This window comes from Serratia sp. EC4, from assembly GCF_059652115.1.
The window spans coordinates 300,996-318,080 of the sequence record NZ_JBNIDE010000004.1 but is presented as its reverse complement, the minus strand read 5'-3'; the positions used below and the strand labels follow the sequence as shown (position 1 = coordinate 318,080).

18 protein-coding genes are annotated in these 17,085 nt (G+C 62.9%); 8 read left to right on the top strand and 10 right to left on the bottom strand.

Features of this window, described 5'->3' with window-relative positions:
- The first annotated feature begins 63 nt into the window (after positions 1 to 63).
- Positions 64 to 1,086: a LacI family DNA-binding transcriptional regulator gene (locus ACP39K_RS14975; protein WP_243810819.1), complete on the top strand. Its 1,023-nt coding sequence runs from the start codon at positions 64 to 66 to the stop codon at positions 1,084 to 1,086.
- A gap of 24 nt (positions 1,087 to 1,110) precedes the next feature.
- Here ACP39K_RS14975 and ACP39K_RS14970 read toward each other — a convergent pair whose 3' ends face one another.
- The 4 genes from ACP39K_RS14970 to ACP39K_RS14955 all read right to left on the bottom strand — a co-directional run bounded on the left by ACP39K_RS14970 (position 1,111) and on the right by ACP39K_RS14955 (position 5,173).
- On the bottom strand, positions 1,111 to 1,533 hold the full coding sequence (locus ACP39K_RS14970; RefSeq protein ID WP_016929240.1) for a hypothetical protein: 423 nt from the start codon (positions 1,531 to 1,533) through the stop codon (positions 1,111 to 1,113).
- A gap of 51 nt (positions 1,534 to 1,584) precedes the next feature.
- Entirely contained in the window at positions 1,585 to 2,553 is a 969-nt protein-coding gene (yjiA, locus tag ACP39K_RS14965; RefSeq protein ID WP_497008619.1) for a GTPase, read from the bottom strand.
- A 21-nt stretch (positions 2,554 to 2,574) separates the two neighbouring features.
- The gene (locus ACP39K_RS14960; protein ID WP_004953088.1) at positions 2,575 to 2,778 is read right to left on the bottom strand and encodes a YbdD/YjiX family protein; all 204 of its coding nucleotides are present in this window, start codon (positions 2,776 to 2,778) and stop codon (positions 2,575 to 2,577) included.
- 214 nt (positions 2,779 to 2,992) lie between these two features.
- Complete coding sequence (locus ACP39K_RS14955; protein ID WP_497008618.1) at positions 2,993 to 5,173, bottom strand: carbon starvation CstA family protein; 2,181 nt, start codon at positions 5,171 to 5,173, stop codon at positions 2,993 to 2,995.
- 436 nt (positions 5,174 to 5,609) lie between these two features.
- On the opposite strand from ACP39K_RS14955, the gene sfnG reads away from it, so the two are divergent.
- Positions 5,610 to 6,704: a dimethylsulfone monooxygenase SfnG gene (gene sfnG / locus ACP39K_RS14950; protein WP_497008617.1), complete on the top strand. Its 1,095-nt coding sequence runs from the start codon at positions 5,610 to 5,612 to the stop codon at positions 6,702 to 6,704.
- 2 nt (positions 6,705 to 6,706) lie between these two features.
- On the opposite strand, the gene ACP39K_RS14945 is transcribed toward sfnG, so the two are convergent.
- Genes ACP39K_RS14945 through ACP39K_RS14935 form a run of 3 tightly spaced genes read right to left on the bottom strand, consistent with a single transcriptional unit; the run spans position 6,707 to position 9,223 of the window.
- Positions 6,707 to 7,396 carry a trehalose-6-phosphate synthase gene (locus ACP39K_RS14945; RefSeq protein WP_016929237.1) on the bottom strand — a complete coding sequence of 230 codons (690 nt, stop codon included), beginning with the start codon at positions 7,394 to 7,396 and terminating at the stop codon, positions 6,707 to 6,709.
- 13 nt (positions 7,397 to 7,409) lie between these two features.
- The gene (locus tag ACP39K_RS14940; protein WP_033631690.1) at positions 7,410 to 7,820 is read right to left on the bottom strand and encodes a GNAT family N-acetyltransferase; all 411 of its coding nucleotides are present in this window, start codon (positions 7,818 to 7,820) and stop codon (positions 7,410 to 7,412) included.
- Positions 7,821 to 7,852: 32 nt separating this feature from the next.
- Positions 7,853 to 9,223 (bottom strand): glutamine synthetase family protein, encoded by a 1,371-nt coding sequence (locus tag ACP39K_RS14935; protein WP_089185263.1) that lies wholly within the window; start codon positions 9,221 to 9,223, stop codon positions 7,853 to 7,855.
- 236 nt (positions 9,224 to 9,459) lie between these two features.
- Here ACP39K_RS14935 and ACP39K_RS14930 point away from each other — a divergent pair, with 236 nt between their 5' ends.
- Positions 9,460 to 9,759, top strand: coding sequence for a hypothetical protein (locus ACP39K_RS14930; protein ID WP_497008616.1), 300 nt, complete (start codon positions 9,460 to 9,462; stop codon positions 9,757 to 9,759).
- 15 nt (positions 9,760 to 9,774) lie between these two features.
- Here ACP39K_RS14930 and ACP39K_RS14925 read toward each other — a convergent pair whose 3' ends face one another.
- The 3 genes from ACP39K_RS14925 to ACP39K_RS14915 all read right to left on the bottom strand — a co-directional run bounded on the left by ACP39K_RS14925 (position 9,775) and on the right by ACP39K_RS14915 (position 11,967).
- Positions 9,775 to 10,176 carry a putative T6SS immunity periplasmic lipoprotein gene (locus tag ACP39K_RS14925; protein WP_131165162.1) on the bottom strand — a complete coding sequence of 134 codons (402 nt, stop codon included), beginning with the start codon at positions 10,174 to 10,176 and terminating at the stop codon, positions 9,775 to 9,777.
- A complete protein-coding gene (locus ACP39K_RS14920; protein WP_197818426.1) occupies positions 10,173 to 10,712 on the bottom strand; it encodes a hypothetical protein in 540 nt (179 codons plus the stop codon). The genes ACP39K_RS14925 and ACP39K_RS14920 overlap by 4 nt, the downstream gene beginning before the upstream one ends.
- Positions 10,713 to 11,049: 337 nt before the next feature.
- On the bottom strand, positions 11,050 to 11,967 hold the full coding sequence (locus ACP39K_RS14915) for a LysR family transcriptional regulator (RefSeq protein ID WP_025305150.1): 918 nt from the start codon (positions 11,965 to 11,967) through the stop codon (positions 11,050 to 11,052).
- A 168-nt stretch (positions 11,968 to 12,135) separates the two neighbouring features.
- On the opposite strand from ACP39K_RS14915, the gene ACP39K_RS14910 reads away from it, so the two are divergent.
- Genes ACP39K_RS14910 through ACP39K_RS14890 form a run of 5 tightly spaced genes read left to right on the top strand, consistent with a single transcriptional unit; the run spans position 12,136 to position 17,077 of the window.
- Positions 12,136 to 12,834, top strand: a complete 699-nt coding sequence (locus ACP39K_RS14910) for a CoA transferase subunit A (RefSeq protein WP_004933280.1) — start codon at positions 12,136 to 12,138, stop codon at positions 12,832 to 12,834.
- 11 nt (positions 12,835 to 12,845) lie between these two features.
- Complete coding sequence (locus ACP39K_RS14905; protein ID WP_015376496.1) at positions 12,846 to 13,499, top strand: CoA transferase subunit B; 654 nt, start codon at positions 12,846 to 12,848, stop codon at positions 13,497 to 13,499.
- Positions 13,500 to 13,513: 14 nt separating this feature from the next.
- A complete protein-coding gene (locus tag ACP39K_RS14900; protein ID WP_048795374.1) occupies positions 13,514 to 14,698 on the top strand; it encodes an acetyl-CoA C-acetyltransferase in 1,185 nt (394 codons plus the stop codon).
- Between the two features lie 18 nt (positions 14,699 to 14,716).
- Positions 14,717 to 15,640, top strand: coding sequence for a 3-hydroxyacyl-CoA dehydrogenase family protein (locus ACP39K_RS14895; protein ID WP_033638825.1), 924 nt, complete (start codon positions 14,717 to 14,719; stop codon positions 15,638 to 15,640).
- 45 nt (positions 15,641 to 15,685) lie between these two features.
- Positions 15,686 to 17,077 (top strand): GntP family permease, encoded by a 1,392-nt coding sequence (locus ACP39K_RS14890; protein WP_033638824.1) that lies wholly within the window; start codon positions 15,686 to 15,688, stop codon positions 17,075 to 17,077.
- Positions 17,078 to 17,085 lie beyond the last annotated feature (8 nt).

Sequence of the window (17,085 nt, the reverse complement as noted above, 5' to 3'; positions counted from 1 at the left end):
CGTTCCAAACGCCGGGCGTCTTGGGTAGACTGCGCTGAACCCATGGATTTTGGCGGCGCACAGATGGCAACGATACTCGAGGTGGCGAAAAAGGCCGGCGTTTCAAAGGCGACGGTGTCGCGCGTTTTGTCCGGCAGCGGCTATGTCAGCGAGGAGAAACGCGCGTTGGTGGAAAAAGCCATCGCGGAAACCGGCTATCGGCCCAACCTGCTGGCGCGCAGCCTGGCGACCAACACCACCCAAACCCTCGGCCTGGTGGTCACCAACACCCTCTACAGCGGCAACTATTTCAGCGAACTGATGGCGCAGTCGGCGCGCATCATGGAGGCGAACGGCCGCCAACTGATCCTGGCGGACGGCAAGCACACCGCGGAAGAGGAGCGGGCCGCCATTCAGTTTTTGCTGGATCTGCGCTGCGACGGGGTGATCATCTATCCGCGTTTTCTGTCGATCGCGGAAATGGACGAGATCGTCTCCCAACACCGCCAGCCGATTCTGGTGATCAACCGGCGGCTGCGGCTGAACGACAGCTACTGCATCTTCAGCGATCAGCACGCCGCCGGCGCGGCGGCGGTGGCGCACCTGATCGCGCGCGGCCATCGCGACATCGCCTTTATCACCGGCTCGCTCGATTCCCCCACCGGGCTGGAGCGGCTTTCCGGCTACAAATCCGCGCTGGCGCAGCAGGGCATCGCGGTTAACGAGGCGTTGATCGTCGAGGGGAAATGGCACGCGCAAAGCGGCGTGGCGGCGGTCGATGCGCTGCTGGCCGGCGGGCAACCGTTCAGCGCTATCGTCGCCGGCAACGACGAGATGGCCATCGGCGCGATGAAGCGGCTGGCGGAGCGCGGCGTGGCGGTGCCGGAGGCGGTATCGGTCATCGGCTTCGACGACATCCCGCTGGCGCCCTATACCGTGCCGTCGCTGTCGAGCATGAAGATGCCGGTCACCGAGATGATCCAGGAGACCATCAACCGCCTGCTGTCGATGCTGGACGGCGGCGAGCTGAGCAAGCGCCCCAGCTTCCCGGCCAGCCTGATCGAGCGCGAGTCGGTGGCGGCGGGGCCGTATTGGGGAAAGGCATAATCGCGTACCCGTCTTTTTCAGGCGCTACAACGCTTGAACCCGCCTCTTCGACAAAGCAAAAATCCCCAGCGCGCTGCCCAATGCCAGGGCGCTGGCGGCTGCCGTGGATAGCGCGAACTCGCGTGTGTAGGGCAGCAGCAGGCCAACCGCAGAAATGCTGCCCAACAGCAGGCTAAAGAACAGCGCTTTTTTACGATAGGGCGCCTTTAGGTTGAGATAGGCGGCGACGGCGCAGACGATAAGCGTGCCACCGACGACGACCAACAGCGGCAGGATGATGAGCGCCCCGGCGAGGAGATTGGACAGCCCAACGTCCTCCACGCCGGCGTAAGAGACAATAAGAAACATGATGCCGATGGCTAACACCGTGCTCAGTTTGATGACGATATAGGCGCTCGCGCACAGGTTAAGCGCCTTTAATCCTACTATCATCACGTTGTTTGCCATCGTTCATCCTTGAGTTTGCTGAATATGGGCCGTGTTGGCCTGGGGAATGGTTTATCTTACCCCAACCCCCCCAATCCTTCCCCGAATCTCCTCCTCCGGCAGATCCACGCCAATAAATACCAAGGTGCTCTTGCGCTCTTCCTCCGGCAGCCATTCCCGATCCCAGTCGGCGTTATACAGCCGCTGTACGCCCTGGAACAGCAGGCGGCGCGGCTCGTCTTCGATGGACAGTATGCCTTTGTAGCGCAGCAGGTTGTCGGCGTATTCCAGCAGCAGGCCTTCCATCACCTCGGAGATTTGCATCAGCGGCAGCGGGCGTTCCAGCGTCACGACAATTGAGCGGATGTCGCTCTGCGGCTGCGGGATGAGGCGGAACAGCGGGGCGTGCGGCGTCAGGTTGAGCTTGTCGTTCAGCGTAAAGCCTTCGATGTCGAACAGCACGCTCAGATCGATGTCGCCGTGCGTCACCTGGTAGACCGGCGCGCGGGCGTTCATCCGCTGCAGCCGCTGGATCAGCGCCTCGCAGTCCGGCGCCACGTCGGTTTTGGTCAGCAGGAGGCGGTCGGCGTAGCCCACCTGCGCCTGGGCGATGCTGAACTGGCTCAGCTGCTGCTCGGCGTGCGCCGCGTCCACCAGGGTGATGATGCCGTCCAGCAGGAAACGCTCGCACAGGATCTCGTGCGAGAAGAAGGTCTGGGTAATCGGGCCGGGATCGGCCATGCCGGTGCATTCGATGATCAGCCGGTCGAACGCCAGCTGGCCGCTGTCGACGCCGTCCAGCAGATCCAGCAGCGCGTCCGCCAGTTCGTTGGACTTGCTGCAGCAGATGCAGCCGTTGCTCAGGGTGGTGATGCGGCTGGCGCGATCGCCGATCAGCGCATCGTCGATCGGCACTTCGCCGAACTCATTCTCGATGACCGCGATTTTATAGCCGTGTTCGGCGTTCAGGATGTGGCGCAGCAGGGTGGTTTTGCCGGCGCCCAAAAAGCCGGTCAGGATGGTGACTGCAATGGGTTTCATACGGATCCTTGTGACTGCGGGTTAACAGCAGCGCATGCCGCCTTTGCCGTCGCCGCCGTAGCGCGCTTGCTGGCGCTCGCGGAAAAATTCTTTATAGGTCATCACCGGCTTGTCCGGGTGGTTGTCTTTCATGTGCTGGACGTAGGTATCGTAGTCAGGCACGCCCACCAACATGCGCGCCGCCTGCCCGAGGTACTTCCCCGCCTGGCCGAGATTTCCGAACATAGTTTCTTACTCCCAAATACCCTGCTTACCCTTCGTCTTTCGAACCGCAGCGGTGTTGGCTGCACTCCCGAACCCCAGTCACTTACTTGAGTAAGCTCCTGGGGATTCGCTCACTTGCCGCCTTGCTGCGGCCCGAAATCCTTTGGGTACCGGTTAGCTTTCATGTCGGTACTGCATAACTGATTTCATTATGCAGGGTATCCGTTAAATCACATCAATGCTGGGTCGAAACTTTGACCTCCCCCTCAGTTACGCCGTCGGCGGGCGCGGCCTGCGGCACCGGCACGTAAGGCGTTTCCTGGTCGGTGCGTTTCGGGTTCTTGTGCGCCGCCAGCGCGGTTTTCACCCCGTAGAAGATGATGCTGTACACCACCAGCAGGAACAGAATGCTCAGCCCGGCGTTGGTGTAGTTGTTCACCACGATGTGGTTCATGTTGGCGATCTGCTGGGCGCTCAGCTCGGCGCCGCCTTCGGCGATCTTGCGCTTGTACTCGCCGGCCAGGAAGAAGAAGCCTTCCAGCTGCGGGTTGTCGCTGAACAGCTTCAGGCCCAGCGCGTAGGTGGTGCAGATCAGCAGCCACACCGCCGGCAGCACGGTAACCCAGATGTATTGCGCGCGCTTCATCTTAATCAGCACCACAGTGCCCAGCACCAGCGCCACGGCGGCCAGCATCTGGTTGGAGATGCCGAACAGCGGCCACAGGCTCTTCACGCCGCCGAGCGGATCCACCACGCCCTGATACAGCAGGTAGCCCCATAGCCCGACGCAGCCGGCGGTGCCGACGATGCCGGCCACCAGCGAGTCGGTTTTCTTCAGGAACGGCACGAAGTTGCCCAGTAGATCCTGCAGCATAAAGCGGCCGGAGCGGGTGCCGGCGTCCAGCGCGGTCAGGATGAACAGCGCCTCGAACAGAATGCCGAAGTGGTACCAGAAGCCCATGTTGGCGCCCGGAATGATCTGGTGGAACACGTGGGCGATGCCCACCGCCAGGGTTGGCGCGCCGCCGGCGCGGTTCAGCACCGAAGGTTCGCCGATGTCGGTGGCGGTCTGCAGGATCTGTTCCGGGCTGATGACGAAGCCCCAGGAGCTGACCGCCGCCGCCGCATGCACGGTGACGTCCTTCAGCGAAGCCATGATCATCGGCGCGTCTTCGGTGCCCAGGCGGTGCAGATCCGGCATGGTGATGCCCAGCGTCGCCGGCGGGGTGTTCATGGCGAAGTACAGGCCCGGCTCGATGATGGACGCCGCCACCAACGCCATGATGGCGACGAAGGACTCCATCAGCATCGCGCCGTAACCGATAAAGCGCGCGTCGGTCTCATTGGCCAACAGCTTCGGCGTGGTGCCGGAGGCGATCAGCGCATGGAAGCCGGAGACCGCGCCGCAGGCGATGGTGATGAACAGGAACGGGAACAGGGTGCCTTTCCACACCGGGCCGGTGCCGTCGACGAACTGGGTCACCGCCGGCATTTTCAGCTCAGGGTTGAGGATCACGATGCCGATCGCCAGCCCGACGATCACGCCGATTTTCAGGAAGGTGGCCAGGTAGTCGCGCGGCGCCAGGATCAGCCACACCGGCAGCAGGGCGGAGACAAAGGCGTAGCCGATCAGCGTGAAGGTGATGGTGGTGTCTTTAAAGGTCAGCGCCGGGCCCCAGTACGGGTCGTGCGCCACTACGCCGCCGAACCAGATGGCGGCCACCAGCAGCACGATGCCGATGATCGACACTTCACCCACGCGGCCGGGGCGCAGATAGCGCATGTAGATGCCCATAAACAGCGCGATCGGCACGGTGGAGCAGACGGTGAACACCCCCCACGGGCTTTCCGCCAGCGCTTTCACCACGATCAGCGCCAGCACCGCCAGGATGATGATCATGATCAGGAAGCAGCCGAACAGCGCGATGGTGCCCGGTATCGGCCCCATCTCTTTTTTGATGATCTCACCGAGCGAGGCGCCGTTGCGGCGCGAGGAGATGAACAGCACCATAAAGTCCTGCACCGCCCCGGCCAGCACCACGCCGCCCAGCAGCCACAGCGTGCCGGGCAGGTAGCCGACCTGCGCGGCCAGCACCGGCCCCACCAGCGGCCCGGCGCCGGCGATGGCGGCGAAGTGGTGGCCGAACAGCACGTTCTTGTTGGTCGGCACGTAGTTGAGGCCGTCGTTGTTGACCACCGCCGGGGTGGCGCGGCCGGCGTCCAGCTTCATCACCCTGGTGGCGATGTACAGGCTGTAGTAGCGGTAGGCCACCAGATACACCGCCACCGAAGCGACGACGATCCACAGCGCGCTGATGTGTTCGCCGCGGCGCAGCGCCACCACGCCGAGGCAGGCTGCGCCGAGTATCCCCAGCAGCATCCACGGAATGTGCTTTAAAATCCCCTCTCGTTTCATGAGGTATCCTTAATTCCAGTCTGCAAAATATGAATGAACTCATCCGCTTGTAAGAGATGTCAGAGTGGCGCGGCGAGCCGTAGCGTCTTTCCCGAGGTAAGGCGGGTTTAGGAACAGCTCATCATCGCCGGGGGTAAGGGGGGAAGACAGGCGTATTTCGCTCAGCGGTCAGATCCGCCGGGTGAACGGTTGGATTGGCGGGGTGAGCGGTTTGCTGCATAACCAACAGCCGCCCGCCAGCCGCTGTTGCCAATGCAGCACCCGCTTTAACCCGCCGACTTTAAACCCTCGGTTTATCAGCCGGATGCCTTAACGCGGCGGTTGGCACGCATTCTGCTATCGGATTTATAACCAAAACAAGATTTTCAATATTTGTAAATCAATAATGGTTATATGCGCGCCGCATCACGGCGCCAACGAGCAGAGGGAGAGAAGCATGTCAGCAACAAACCACTCGCAGCAGCCTATTCAGTTCGCCTACTGGGTGCCGAACGTCTCCGGCGGCCTGGTGATCAGCAACATCCCGCAGCGCACCGGTTGGGACATCGATTATAACCGCAAGCTGGCGCAGATCGCCGAGCGCGCCGGTTTCGACTACGCGCTCACCCAGATCCGCTTCACCGCCGGTTACGGCGCCGACAACCAGCACGAGTCGGTGTCGTTTTCGCAGGCGCTGCTGGATTCCACCGAGAAGCTGAAGGTGATCGCCGCGCTGCTGCCGGGGCCGTGGAACCCCACGCTGGCGGCCAAACAGATCGCCACCATCAGCCATCTTTCCAACGCGCGCATCGCGGTGAACATTGTCAGCGGCTGGTTCCGAGGCGAGTTCAAGGCCATCGGCGAGCCGTGGCTGGATCATGAGGAGCGCTACCTGCGCTCGGAAGAGTTTATCCGCTGCCTGCGCGGCATCTGGGCCGAGCCCAGCTTCACCTTCGCCGGCGATTTCTACCGTTTCCGCGACTACTCGCTAAAGCCCAAGCCGCTGGATCCGCTGCCGGAGATCTTCCAGGGCGGCAGCTCGCGGGCGGCGCGCGACATGGCGGCGCGGGTTTCGGACTGGTATTTCACCAACGGCAATAGCGTGGAGGGCATTCGCCAGCAGGTGGACGATCTGCAGACCAAGGCCAGGGCCAACCAGCACCGGGTCAAGGTGGGGGTGAACGGCTTCGTCATTGCCCGCGATACCGAGCAGGAAGCGCAGGCGGTGCTGCAGGAGATTATCGATCATGCCAACCCGGAGGCGGTGCAAGGATTCGGCCATGAGGTGAAGAACGCCGGGGCGGCTTCGCCGGAGGGTGAGGGCAACTGGGCCAAATCCTCGTTTGAGGATCTGGTGCAGTACAACGATGGCTTTAAAACCAACCTGATCGGCACGCCGCAGCAGATCGCCGAGCGCATCATCGCGCTGAAAGACGCCGGGGTGGAGCTGATGCTGTTGGCGTTCCTGCACTTCCAGGAAGAAGTGGCGTTCTTCGGCCGCGAGGTGATCCCGCTGGTGCGCGAACTGGAGCGCCAGCGAGCGGCGGCCTGAGTTCAGTAAACCTGCCTGGCGTTGATGCCGGCGGGGAAAATGCCGGTGGCGAAAATATGCCCGTTGGCCTGGATCTGGTCGTCGGGCAGCATCTCCAGCGGGAACTCGCCTGACAGGCAGCTGAGAAAGGCGTTGCGATCGTCCGTGGTGGTAAAGCCGATCAGATCGTAGAACAGCAGCGAAGCGATCAGCTGGCGATGTTCCGGGATGCGCCGCAGCAGCGCCGCCGACGGGAACGGCAGGTGGAAGAAAAACGCGCAGGCATTCAGCAGCCCCTGCTCCTTCAACGCCTGGGCGCAGGGCAGCAGCTGGTAGTCGTCGATACAGACGATGTCGCCCGGGCACAGGTGCTCGCAGGCGATATCGGCGAAACGGCAGTTCAGCTGCCGGTAAGCGCGGTAGTTTTCCGGCGTGAAGTGCGCCTTCTCCGGCTGGTTGTGGAACACCGGCCACAGGCCGTCGTGGTAGTAGCCCTGATAGTGGCGGCGAAACTCCTCGATCGACAGCGGGAAGGTCACCTGATCGTAACCGGCGCGTTGGCGGCAACTGATCGGGCGCTGCGCGAAATTCTGCACGTCGCCGTTCCAGCCGAGCCACAGCCCCGGTTCGGCGTCGGCCGCCAACGTCCGGCCGGCGCAGGCCAGATCCTTGCCGTCGCACTGTTTGTTGGAAATCAGCACCAAACGAGACATCGGGTTCTCCTTATCAGTGCAGGGCGCGCGGGGCGTGCGCCGCGCAGTCGGCGCGCCAGGGCGCTTGCAGCGCGGGCAGCGTGACGCGCAGGCCGCGCAATGCCGGATGCGCCAGGCAGCAGCGCGTCAGCCAGCTTCCCAGCCCGACGCCGCGGTATTCGGCGCTGACGAACAGCTCGCTCACCGAGGCGAAGGTGGCGTAATCGGTCACCATACGGGCGAAGCCGAGCTGGTGGCGTTTGCGGTACAGGCCAAAGCACAGGCCGTGGCGCGCCAGGCGCTCCGCCGCCGCCCGATCCGGCAGGCTGAGGAAACGCTGGATCGCCTCGATATCCAATAACTGCCGATCGGTGCTGATATGAAAAACGCCTTTGCGCCAGCAGAGCAGCGGCTGTACGGGGGCCAATTGCGGTTGCATGTTCATGATTATCCTTAGGTTAACGAATCAGTGGACGGTTACAGCATCCAGCCGAGTTCGGCGGCGGTGACCTGTTCCTCGAAGCGGCGCAGTTCGGCGCTTTTGCAGGTGTGCCACAGGGTGCAGAACGCCGGGCCGAGCAGCTCGCGCAGCGGATCGCTGTGGCGGAACAGCGCCAGCGCCTCCTGCTGGCCGAGCGGCAAGGGGGCGGCGTTGTCGCTTTCGCAGCCGTGGGCGGCGGGCGGCAGCGGCAGCGGGTGTTCCAGCCCGTGCAGCAGGCCGCCGAGCATCACCGCCAGCGCCAGATAGGGGTTGGCGTCGGCGCCGGCCAGGCGGTATTCGATACGCTGATTGGCGCTGTCGGCGCAGGGCAGGCGCAGCGCCACCGTGCGATTGTTGTGGCCCCAGGAGGCGCGCAGCGGCACGTGCATGCCGGGGCGGAAGCGGCGAAACGCGTTGATGTTGGGCGCCAGGATCGCCATCGACGCGGGCATCAGCGCCAGCATGCCCGCCATCGCCTGCTGCATGTTGTCGCTCAGTTCGCCCGGCGCGCCGGTCAGCAGGTTCTCGCCGTGCTCGTTCTGCAGGCTGATGTGAAAGTGCAGTCCGCTGCCGGCGGCATTGGCGCAGGGTTTGGCCATAAAGCAGGCGTGCTGGTGATGCTGCTCGGCAATCTGCCGCGTCAGGCGTTTCAGCGCCATGATCTGGTCGCAGGCTTCCAGCACGCGCCGGGTGTGATGCAGGTTCAGCTCGTACTGGCCGGAGGCGGCTTCGGCCACCACGCCGGTCAGCGGCAGGTTTTGCAGCCGCGCGTGCCGTTCGATGTCGCTCAGCAGCGCATGGTGGCGCTCGGGCGCATCCACCGCGAAGCTCTGCGTCGGGCAAGCTTCCGCCTCGGCGGGGCGCAGCGGATCCTGCAGGTAGAACTCCAGCTCGGCCGCCACCACCGGGAAGCAGTTGCGCTCGTGCAGGCGCTTCAGCACCCGTTGCAGCACCACACGCGGCTCCAGTTCGCAGGCGCCGCCGTCGGCGTTTTGCATCGTCAGCAGCAGCTGGGCGTGGCGTTCGGGATCGCGCGCGCAGGGGCGCAGCGTGCCGGGCACCGGCAGGCACAGTCGATCCGGCTCGCCCGCCCGTTGCCCCAGCCCGCTTTCTTCAATCACCCGGCCGTGCAGATCCAGGGCGTAGATCGACAGCGGGAAGTAGCAGCCTTTTTCGAGGCCAAAGGCTTCGGCGATCGGCAGGCGCTTGCCGCGCAGCTGGCCGTTCAGATCGTGCAGATAAATATCCAGCTGTTCGGTATCCGGATAGCGCTGCAGGTAGTGTTCCAGCTCTTTGCGGAAGGTGCGTGTCGGCGATGCGGGCAGCTCCGCCAGCAGAGGATTGAACCCGATGATATTAGAATGCATGGCGCGCTCCAGAATGAAGACCGGTCACGGCCAGAGGCAGGGATAAACGCATGAGACAACTCTCTTGTGAGGCCATAGCGGCGATGTGAAAAGGGTATCTGCGGCGGCAAAAACTGTCTGTAAAAACGCCGTAACGTTAACGGGGCGCGGAATAAAAATGCCGTAAAGAGCGCGGCGGGTTGGCCGGGTCGGCACGGTCTATACTGGCGAGACGGGCCGTAGAAGGAGAGATAACGATGAAGAGAATAGGGCTGCTTATCGCCGCGCTGGCCGCGTTCCACGCCACTGCGTCTTCCCCACAGGCGTGGGCCGAGAGCGCACGGGCGATGCGCGCCGCCTGCCTGAAAGCCAGCGGACTAAAAAACGCCAGGGTGGAAGGGGCGATCGTTCACTACGGTGATGACGTCGGCTATTCGGCGCTGTTTATCGGCGGGCGCTACCCGCAGCCGTTTATGAAAAACCAGCCGGGCAGGGAGCTGTGTTTATATCAGCGCGCCACGCAGAAGGCGGCGGTGCAGGCGGTGGAGGGGGAATAAATAATCCCAGTCTCCTTACTGTAGCTGTATTTCTCCTTTGGGATTAATTCTTAAGTTGAATTCTTTCATGTATTTACGCCTTTCCGTGTCGTTATTCATCGAGACACCAAGCAAGACGGAGTATTCTCCCGCAGCCCAGTTTACTTGCGGATAAGTGACGCATTGCCCTGGTTTCAGGTCAGGCAATGGAGTGACTTCTGGTGAGGTCCAGACGATATGCCATTGCTGTTGTTCCTGTCGTGAGACGATCACTCCCCGGTTTTGCAGGTTGTCGCCGCTGCGAACGCTGTTGATAGGCACTGCAAAGCAAGGTTGATTGTCTTTGAGCGAGACATCCAACGGATGGTACCAGGGCTGAGTGGATTGACAGCCGTTCAGTAGCAGTACGCACAGCAAAGAGAGATAACGTCTTGTCATAATAAGGTGTTCCGGTTCTTTGGATTTTTCAGGAAAGCTCGCAATACCCATTCATAGCGTTTTTTGATGTCTGGCCCAATAATGCCGCTGTAGTTGGTGATTATTTGAAAGCCATTGCGCCCAAATTTAGTGAGATAGAAATAGTCTGCAATGATACTTGCCTGTGCCTCCATTCCATAATCGGATAGAAGATGATAATTGGGCAAGGAATACTGATAGGAAACCGCCCAACTAGCCAACCCGCGCAGGCGTACGTTCATGCCTAATTGATATTGCCAGACATGCGCCATTTCATGGATAAACCAATGCTGATCGTAGGCGTTTGCCGTGGCAAAGTCTTCTTTGAAGTGTTTGGGCATAAAATAGAGCGTGCCATTTGGTGTTACGGCCGTATCTTTATGCTGTAAGCCGAAGGGGAAATAGCTGCCGTTATGGACGCGAACGCGCGAGTAATCGACAGCATCTTTGTAGAGCAGTCTGGCCAATGTGATTTCACCGGCCGTAAGTTTTCTGGCGTTTCCTTGAGTTGTGGCCATGGTTTTAATCCGTTAAAACATGAAAAAATACCATAACGAAAGTTCAGACATGATTAACCCACTTTGTCACAATCTTTTGCGTTCGCTCACAAGACTGAAAGGCAAAGGAGTATTTGGTGTAATTAATTGATTGATATGGAGAATGATTCTATTATTTTGATATTCATTCATAAATAGAAAACCGGGTTGCGTGCTTTATTACCTCGCCAAACCCGTATGTTTTCTTCTCTGGCCGATACTGATGCCGCTGTTCCCGTATCTCGTCGCATCCCCTGTTCAAGCCGCAAGGCAATAACCACCTTCTTTTTCGAGCTGCCGGGCGGCAAGCACGTCGGGTTTACGGTTTAAGCGCAGGCTGCCCGCCACTCCCCGCCATCTCCCGTTCGATCACCGTCGCCAGCGCCTGCGCGGCGGAAGAGAGCTGATGCTGCGCCAGGCGGATCAGGCCCACGCGCCGTTCGATGATCGGGCCGATCAGCGGCACGCAGACCGCCCCCAGCTCATCCATCTGTCGCTCGCACAGCGCCGGCACCGCGCTGGCGCCGAGGCCGTTGGCCACCATGCGCCCGACCGTCACCAACTGGTGGCTTTCAAACGCCACCTCCAGCGTTCGCCCGCTGCGGGCCAGCTCCTGCTCCAGCAGCAGCCGTACCGCCGATGGCCGCTGCAGGGTGATGAAATCCAGCGTCAGCAGCTCCTTCCAGCTGACCTGCGCCTTGCGCGCCAGCGCCGAATCCTTCGGCACCACCGCCAGAAAGCGATCGCGGCACAGCGGGGTAAAGTGCAGGGTGTCGCTCGGCTCCGGCTCGAAGGCGATGCCCATCTCCACCCGGCCTTCGCGGATCATTTCAAATACCTGCTCGTTGATGACGTCGTGCACCGCCACGTTGATGCCGGCGTAACGATCGCGAAACGCCTTGAGGATCGGCGGCAGCGGGTTGCCGGCGAACGACGGCATGGCGGCGATCGCCACCTTGCCCATCTGCAGGGTGAAGCGCTGGCGCATAGCCTCTTCCGCGTTGTCCCAATCCGCCAGCAGCTGGCGCGCCATCGGAAAGAAGGTTTCCCCCTCCGGTGTCAGCGTCACCCGACGGGTGGTGCGCAGCAGCAGCGGCCCGCCCAGCGCGTCTTCCAGCCCACGGATCGCCAGGCTGAGCGCCGGCTGAGAAATATTCAGCCGCTCGCTGGCCTGGGCGAAATTCAGAGTGTGAGCTACCGCTAAAAACGCGCGTAACTGTTTGATGCTCATTTTCATTTTGGTTGGCGTTAACTCTTTGTTAATTTTCGGTTAACGACTGATTAATAAAAATTCTAAATGAATGCGGCATAAAAACAAAATTAACAAATCATTTTTGTGACCTGAAGATGCCCTCACGCAAGCCAGGGCATTTCGCCCTGCGCCGCAACATGCAGAGGCAACGATATGGCAGGGCTCGACAAACGCGTCGGCAGCTACCAGGAAGCGCTGGCAGGCCTGACGGACAACATGACGGTGCTGGCGGGCGGCTTCGGCCTGTGCGGCATCCCGGAAAACCTGATCGAAGAGATCCGCCGGCGCGGCGTGCGCGGGTTGACGGTGGTCTCCAACAACTGCGGCGTCGACGGGTTCGGCCTCGGGCGGCTGCTGGAAACCCATCAGATCCGCAAGGTGGTGGGATCTTACGTCGGTGAAAACGCGCTGTTCGAGCAGCAGGCGCTCAGCGGCGAGCTGGAGGTGGATCTCACGCCGCAGGGCACGCTGGCGGAGAAGATCCGCGCCGGCGGCGCCGGCATCCCGGCGTTCTTCACCGCCACCGGTTACGGCACGCCGATCGCCGAAGGCAAAGAGGTGCGCGAGTTCAACGGCCGCCCTTACATCATGGAAACCGCCATCACCGGCGATTTCGCCATCGTGAAAGGCTGGAAGGCCGATCACTTCGGCAACGTCATCTACCGCCACACCGCGCAGAACTTCAATCCGCTGATGGCGACCGCCGGGCGCATCACGGTGGTGGAAGTGGAAGAGATCGTGGCGCCGGGCGAGCTGGATCCGGCGGCGATCCACACCCCCGGCATTTACGTCGATCGGCTGATCCAGGGCACCTTCGAGAAGCGTATCGAACAACGCACCCTGCGGGCATAAGGAGAATTCGCATGCTTACCCGTGAACAAATGGCGCAGCGCGTGGCGCAAGAGTTGAGGGACGGTTACTACGTCAACCTGGGCATCGGCATCCCGACGCTGGTGGCCAACTACGTGCCGGCGGGCATGGACGTGATGCTGCAGTCGGAAAACGGCCTGCTGGGGATGGGCGAGTTCCCGACCGAGCAGCAGCTGGACGCCGACATGATCAACGCCGGCAAGCAGACGGTCACCGCGCGCCTCGGCGCGTCTATTTTCGATTCGGCGCAGTCGTTCGCCATGATCCGCGGCGGCCATGTCGATCTGACCGTGCTGGGGGCGTTTGAAGTGGACGTCGAGGGCAACATCGCCTCGTGGATGATCCCCGGCAAGATGGTCAAGGGCATGGGCGGCGCGATGGATCTGGTGGCGGGGGCGGAGAACATCATCGTGGTGATGACCCACGCCGCGAAGGGCGGCGAGTCCAAGCTGCTGCCGCGCTGTACGCTGCCGCTGACCGGCGCCCGCTGCATTCGCAAGGTATTGACCGATCTGGCCTACCTGGAAATTGAAGACGGCGCCTTCGTGCTGCGCGAACGCGCGCCGGGCGTCAGCGTGGCGGAGATTGTCGCCAAAACCGCCGGCCGGCTGATCGTGCCGGAGCAAGTGCCGGAAATGCGTTTCTGAAACGGGAGGTGAATGTGCAACAACGTGAAGTGGTGATCGTGGCGGCGACGCGCACGCCGGTCGGCAGTTTTCACGGCGCGCTGGCGCCGCTGACGGCGGTGGAACTGGGCGCGGCGGCGGTGCAGGGGCTGCTGGCGCAAAGCGGCGTGCCGCCGCAGCAGATCGATGAAGTGATCCTCGGCCAGGTGCTGACCGCCGGCTGCGGGCAGAATCCGGCGCGCCAGACCGCGCTCAACGCCGGGCTGCCCGTTACGACGCCGGCGCTGACCATCAACAAGGTGTGCGGCTCCGGTTTGAAGGCGGTGCATCTGGCGGTGCAGGCGATCCGCAGCGGCGACGCCGAGGCGGTGATCGCCGGCGGCCAGGAAAGCATGAGCCAGTCGCCTTACCTGATGGCCGGCGCGCGCGCCGGTCTGCGCCTCGGTCACGCGCAGATGGTGGACAGCGTGATCCACGATGGCCTGTGGGACGCGTTCAACGACTACCACATGGGCATCACCGCCGAGAACCTGGCGGAGAAATACGCCATCAGCAGAGAAGAACAAGACAGGTTCGCGCTGCGTTCGCAGCAGAAGGCGCAGGCGGCGCAGCAGGCCGGGCGTTTCGCGCAGGAGATCACGCCGGTGACGGTGCCGCAGCCGAAGGGGGAGGCGCTGAGAGTTGAGCGCGACGAACAGCCGCGCGACACCAGCCTGGAGGCGCTGGCGCGGCTGCGTCCGGCGTTTCGCAAGGAGGGCTCGGTGACCGCCGGCAACGCCTCGTCGCTCAACGACGGCGCCGCCGTGGTGTTGCTGATGAGCGCGGAAAAAGCCGCTGAGCTGCGCTTGCCGGTGCTGGCGCGCATCGCCGGTTACGCCTCGTCGGGCGTCGATCCGGCGATCATGGGCATCGGCCCGGCGCCGGCCGCGCGCCGCTGCCTGGAAAAAGCCGGTTGGCGGCTGGAGGAAGTCGATCTGATCGAAGCCAACGAAGCCTTCGCCGCGCAGGCGCTGGCGGTGGGTAAAGAACTGGGCTGGGAGGCGGAGCGGGTCAACGTCAACGGCGGAGCGATCGCGCTGGGGCATCCGATCGGCGCCTCCGGCTGTCGCATTTTGGTGTCGCTGCTGTACGAAATGCAGCGCCGCGGGGTGAACAAGGGGCTGGCGATGCTGTGCATCGGCGGCGGGCAGGGGGTGGCGCTGGCGGTAGAGCGCCCGTAAACAACCGAGGAGGGCACCATGCAGTCATCTGACTATGCGGTATTGGGCGCCGGGCTGATGGGGGTGGGCATCGCCACCCACTTTATTCGCCACGGCCATGAGGTGCTGCTGTATGACCCGGATCCGCAGCGCCTGGCGGAAGCGCCGGCGGTAGCAAGCGGCATTCTGGCTGAGCTGAGCGACGTCGGGCAGTTTGATCGCGGTGAGCGCGACGTGGCGCTGGCGCGCCTGCGCGTGACCGGCAATCTGAACGACGTGGCGCGCGCCCGGCTGCTTATCGAGGCGATCCCGGAACGGCTCGAGCTGAAGCACGCGCTGTATGAGCAACTGGAGGGGCTGATCGCCGACGACGCGGTGATTGCCAGCAACACCAGCGGCCTGCCGCCGGACGAGCTGGCGGCGCGCATGACCCATCCGCAGCGGCTGCTGATCGCCCACTTCTGGCACCCGCCGCACCTGATCCCGCTGGTGGAGATCGTGCCCGGCCGCGCCACCGATCCGCGCCATCTGGCGGCGGTGCAGGCGCTGCTCGGCGGGATGGCGCTGGAGGCGGTGCTGCTGGAGCGCGCCGCGCCGGGGTTTGTCGGCAACCGGCTGCAGTTTGCGGTGCTGCGCGAGGCGCTGCACATCGTCCACAGCGGCATCGCCAGCGCGGAGGTGGTGGATCAGGTGATGCGCGCCTCGCTGGGGCGGCGCTACGCCATGGTCGGCCCGCTGGAGGCCGCCGACATGACCGGGTTGGCGACGGTGGCGGACATCGCCCGCCACCTGTTCCCGGAACTGGCGACCGGCGACGAGATGATGGCGCTGGTAGAACAGCGGCTGCAGCGCGGCGATAGCGGCCAGCGCAGCGGCCGGGGATTTTATCTTTGGGATGAAGCCCGCAGGGAACGCATTCAACGGCGACGGGCGCATCAGCTGCGCTTTGCGCTGAAACCGTAATTTCGCACGCCGTACCTGACAATAACAACGATAGCGAGGTGCCCGATGAGCGTTTTAATTGCCCTGGCAGCACTGGGATTACTGATGCTGGCCGCCTACCGCGGCTACAGCGTGATTTTGTTCGCCCCGATCGCCGCGCTGGGCGCGGTGCTGTTGACCGATCCCGGCGCGGTGGCGCCGACCTTCACCGGGCTGTTTATGGAGAAGATGGTCGGCTTCGTGAAGCTCTACTTCCCGGTGTTCCTGCTGGGGGCGGTATTCGGCAAACTGATCGAGCTGTCCGGCTTTTCCCGATCGATCGTCGCGGCGGCGATCCGCATTCTCGGCCGACGCCACGCCATTCCGGTGATTGTGCTGGTATGCGCGCTGCTGACCTACGGCGGGGTGTCGCTGTTCGTGGTGGCGTTCGCGGTCTATCCGTTCGCCGCCGAGCTGTTCCGCCAGAGCGGCATCCCCAAGCGGCTGATCCCGGCCACCGTAGCGCTCGGCGCCTTCTCCTTCACCATGGACGCCTTGCCCGGCACGCCGCAGATCCAAAACATCATCCCGACCAGCTTCTTCGGCACCAACGCCTGGGCCGCGCCCTGGCTGGGGCTGATCGGCTCGCTGTTCATCATCGCGGTCGGTTTGCTGTATCTTGAACGCCAGCGGCGCAACGCGCAGTTGAAGGGGGAGGGTTACGGCACCGAGCTGCTGAACGAACCGGAAACCCCGGACGACATCAACCTGCCTAACCCGCTGATCGCCATCTTGCCGTTGATTTTGGTCGGGGTATTCAACCTTGGCTTCACCCATTGGATCCCGCAGTGGTACGGCGCCAGCCACGATCTGACGCTGCCGGGGCTGGCCAAGCCCATCACCACCGATGTGGCGAAGATCACCGCCATCTGGGCGGTGGAAGCGGCGCTGGTGTCGGGTATTCTGCTGGTGGTGGTGTTCGGCTTTCGCAATATTCGCGGCCGGCTGGCGGAAGGCAGCAAGACGGCGGTCGGCGGCGCAATTCTGGCGGCGATGAACACCGCCTCCGAATACGGCTTCGGCGCGGTGATCGCCGCGCTGCCGGGCTTTTTGGTGCTGTCGCAGGCGCTGTCGGCGATCCCCAACCCGCTGCTGAACGAAGCGATCAGCGTCACCCTGCTGGCCGGCATCACCGGTTCGGCCTCCGGCGGCATGAGCATCGCGCTGGCGGCGATGGCCGATAACTTCGTGGCCGCCGCCCATGCGGCACACATTCCGCTGGAGGTGCTGCACCGGGTGGCCTCGATGGCCAGCGGCGGCATGGACACCTTGCCGCACAACGGCGCGGTGATCACCCTGCTGGCGATCACCGGCCTCAGCCACCGGCAGGCCTATGGCGGCATCTTCGCCATCACCCTGATCAAAAGCGCTGCGGTGCTGTTCGTGATCGGCGTGTTCTACCTGACCGGCATTGTTTAAAGGAGCGA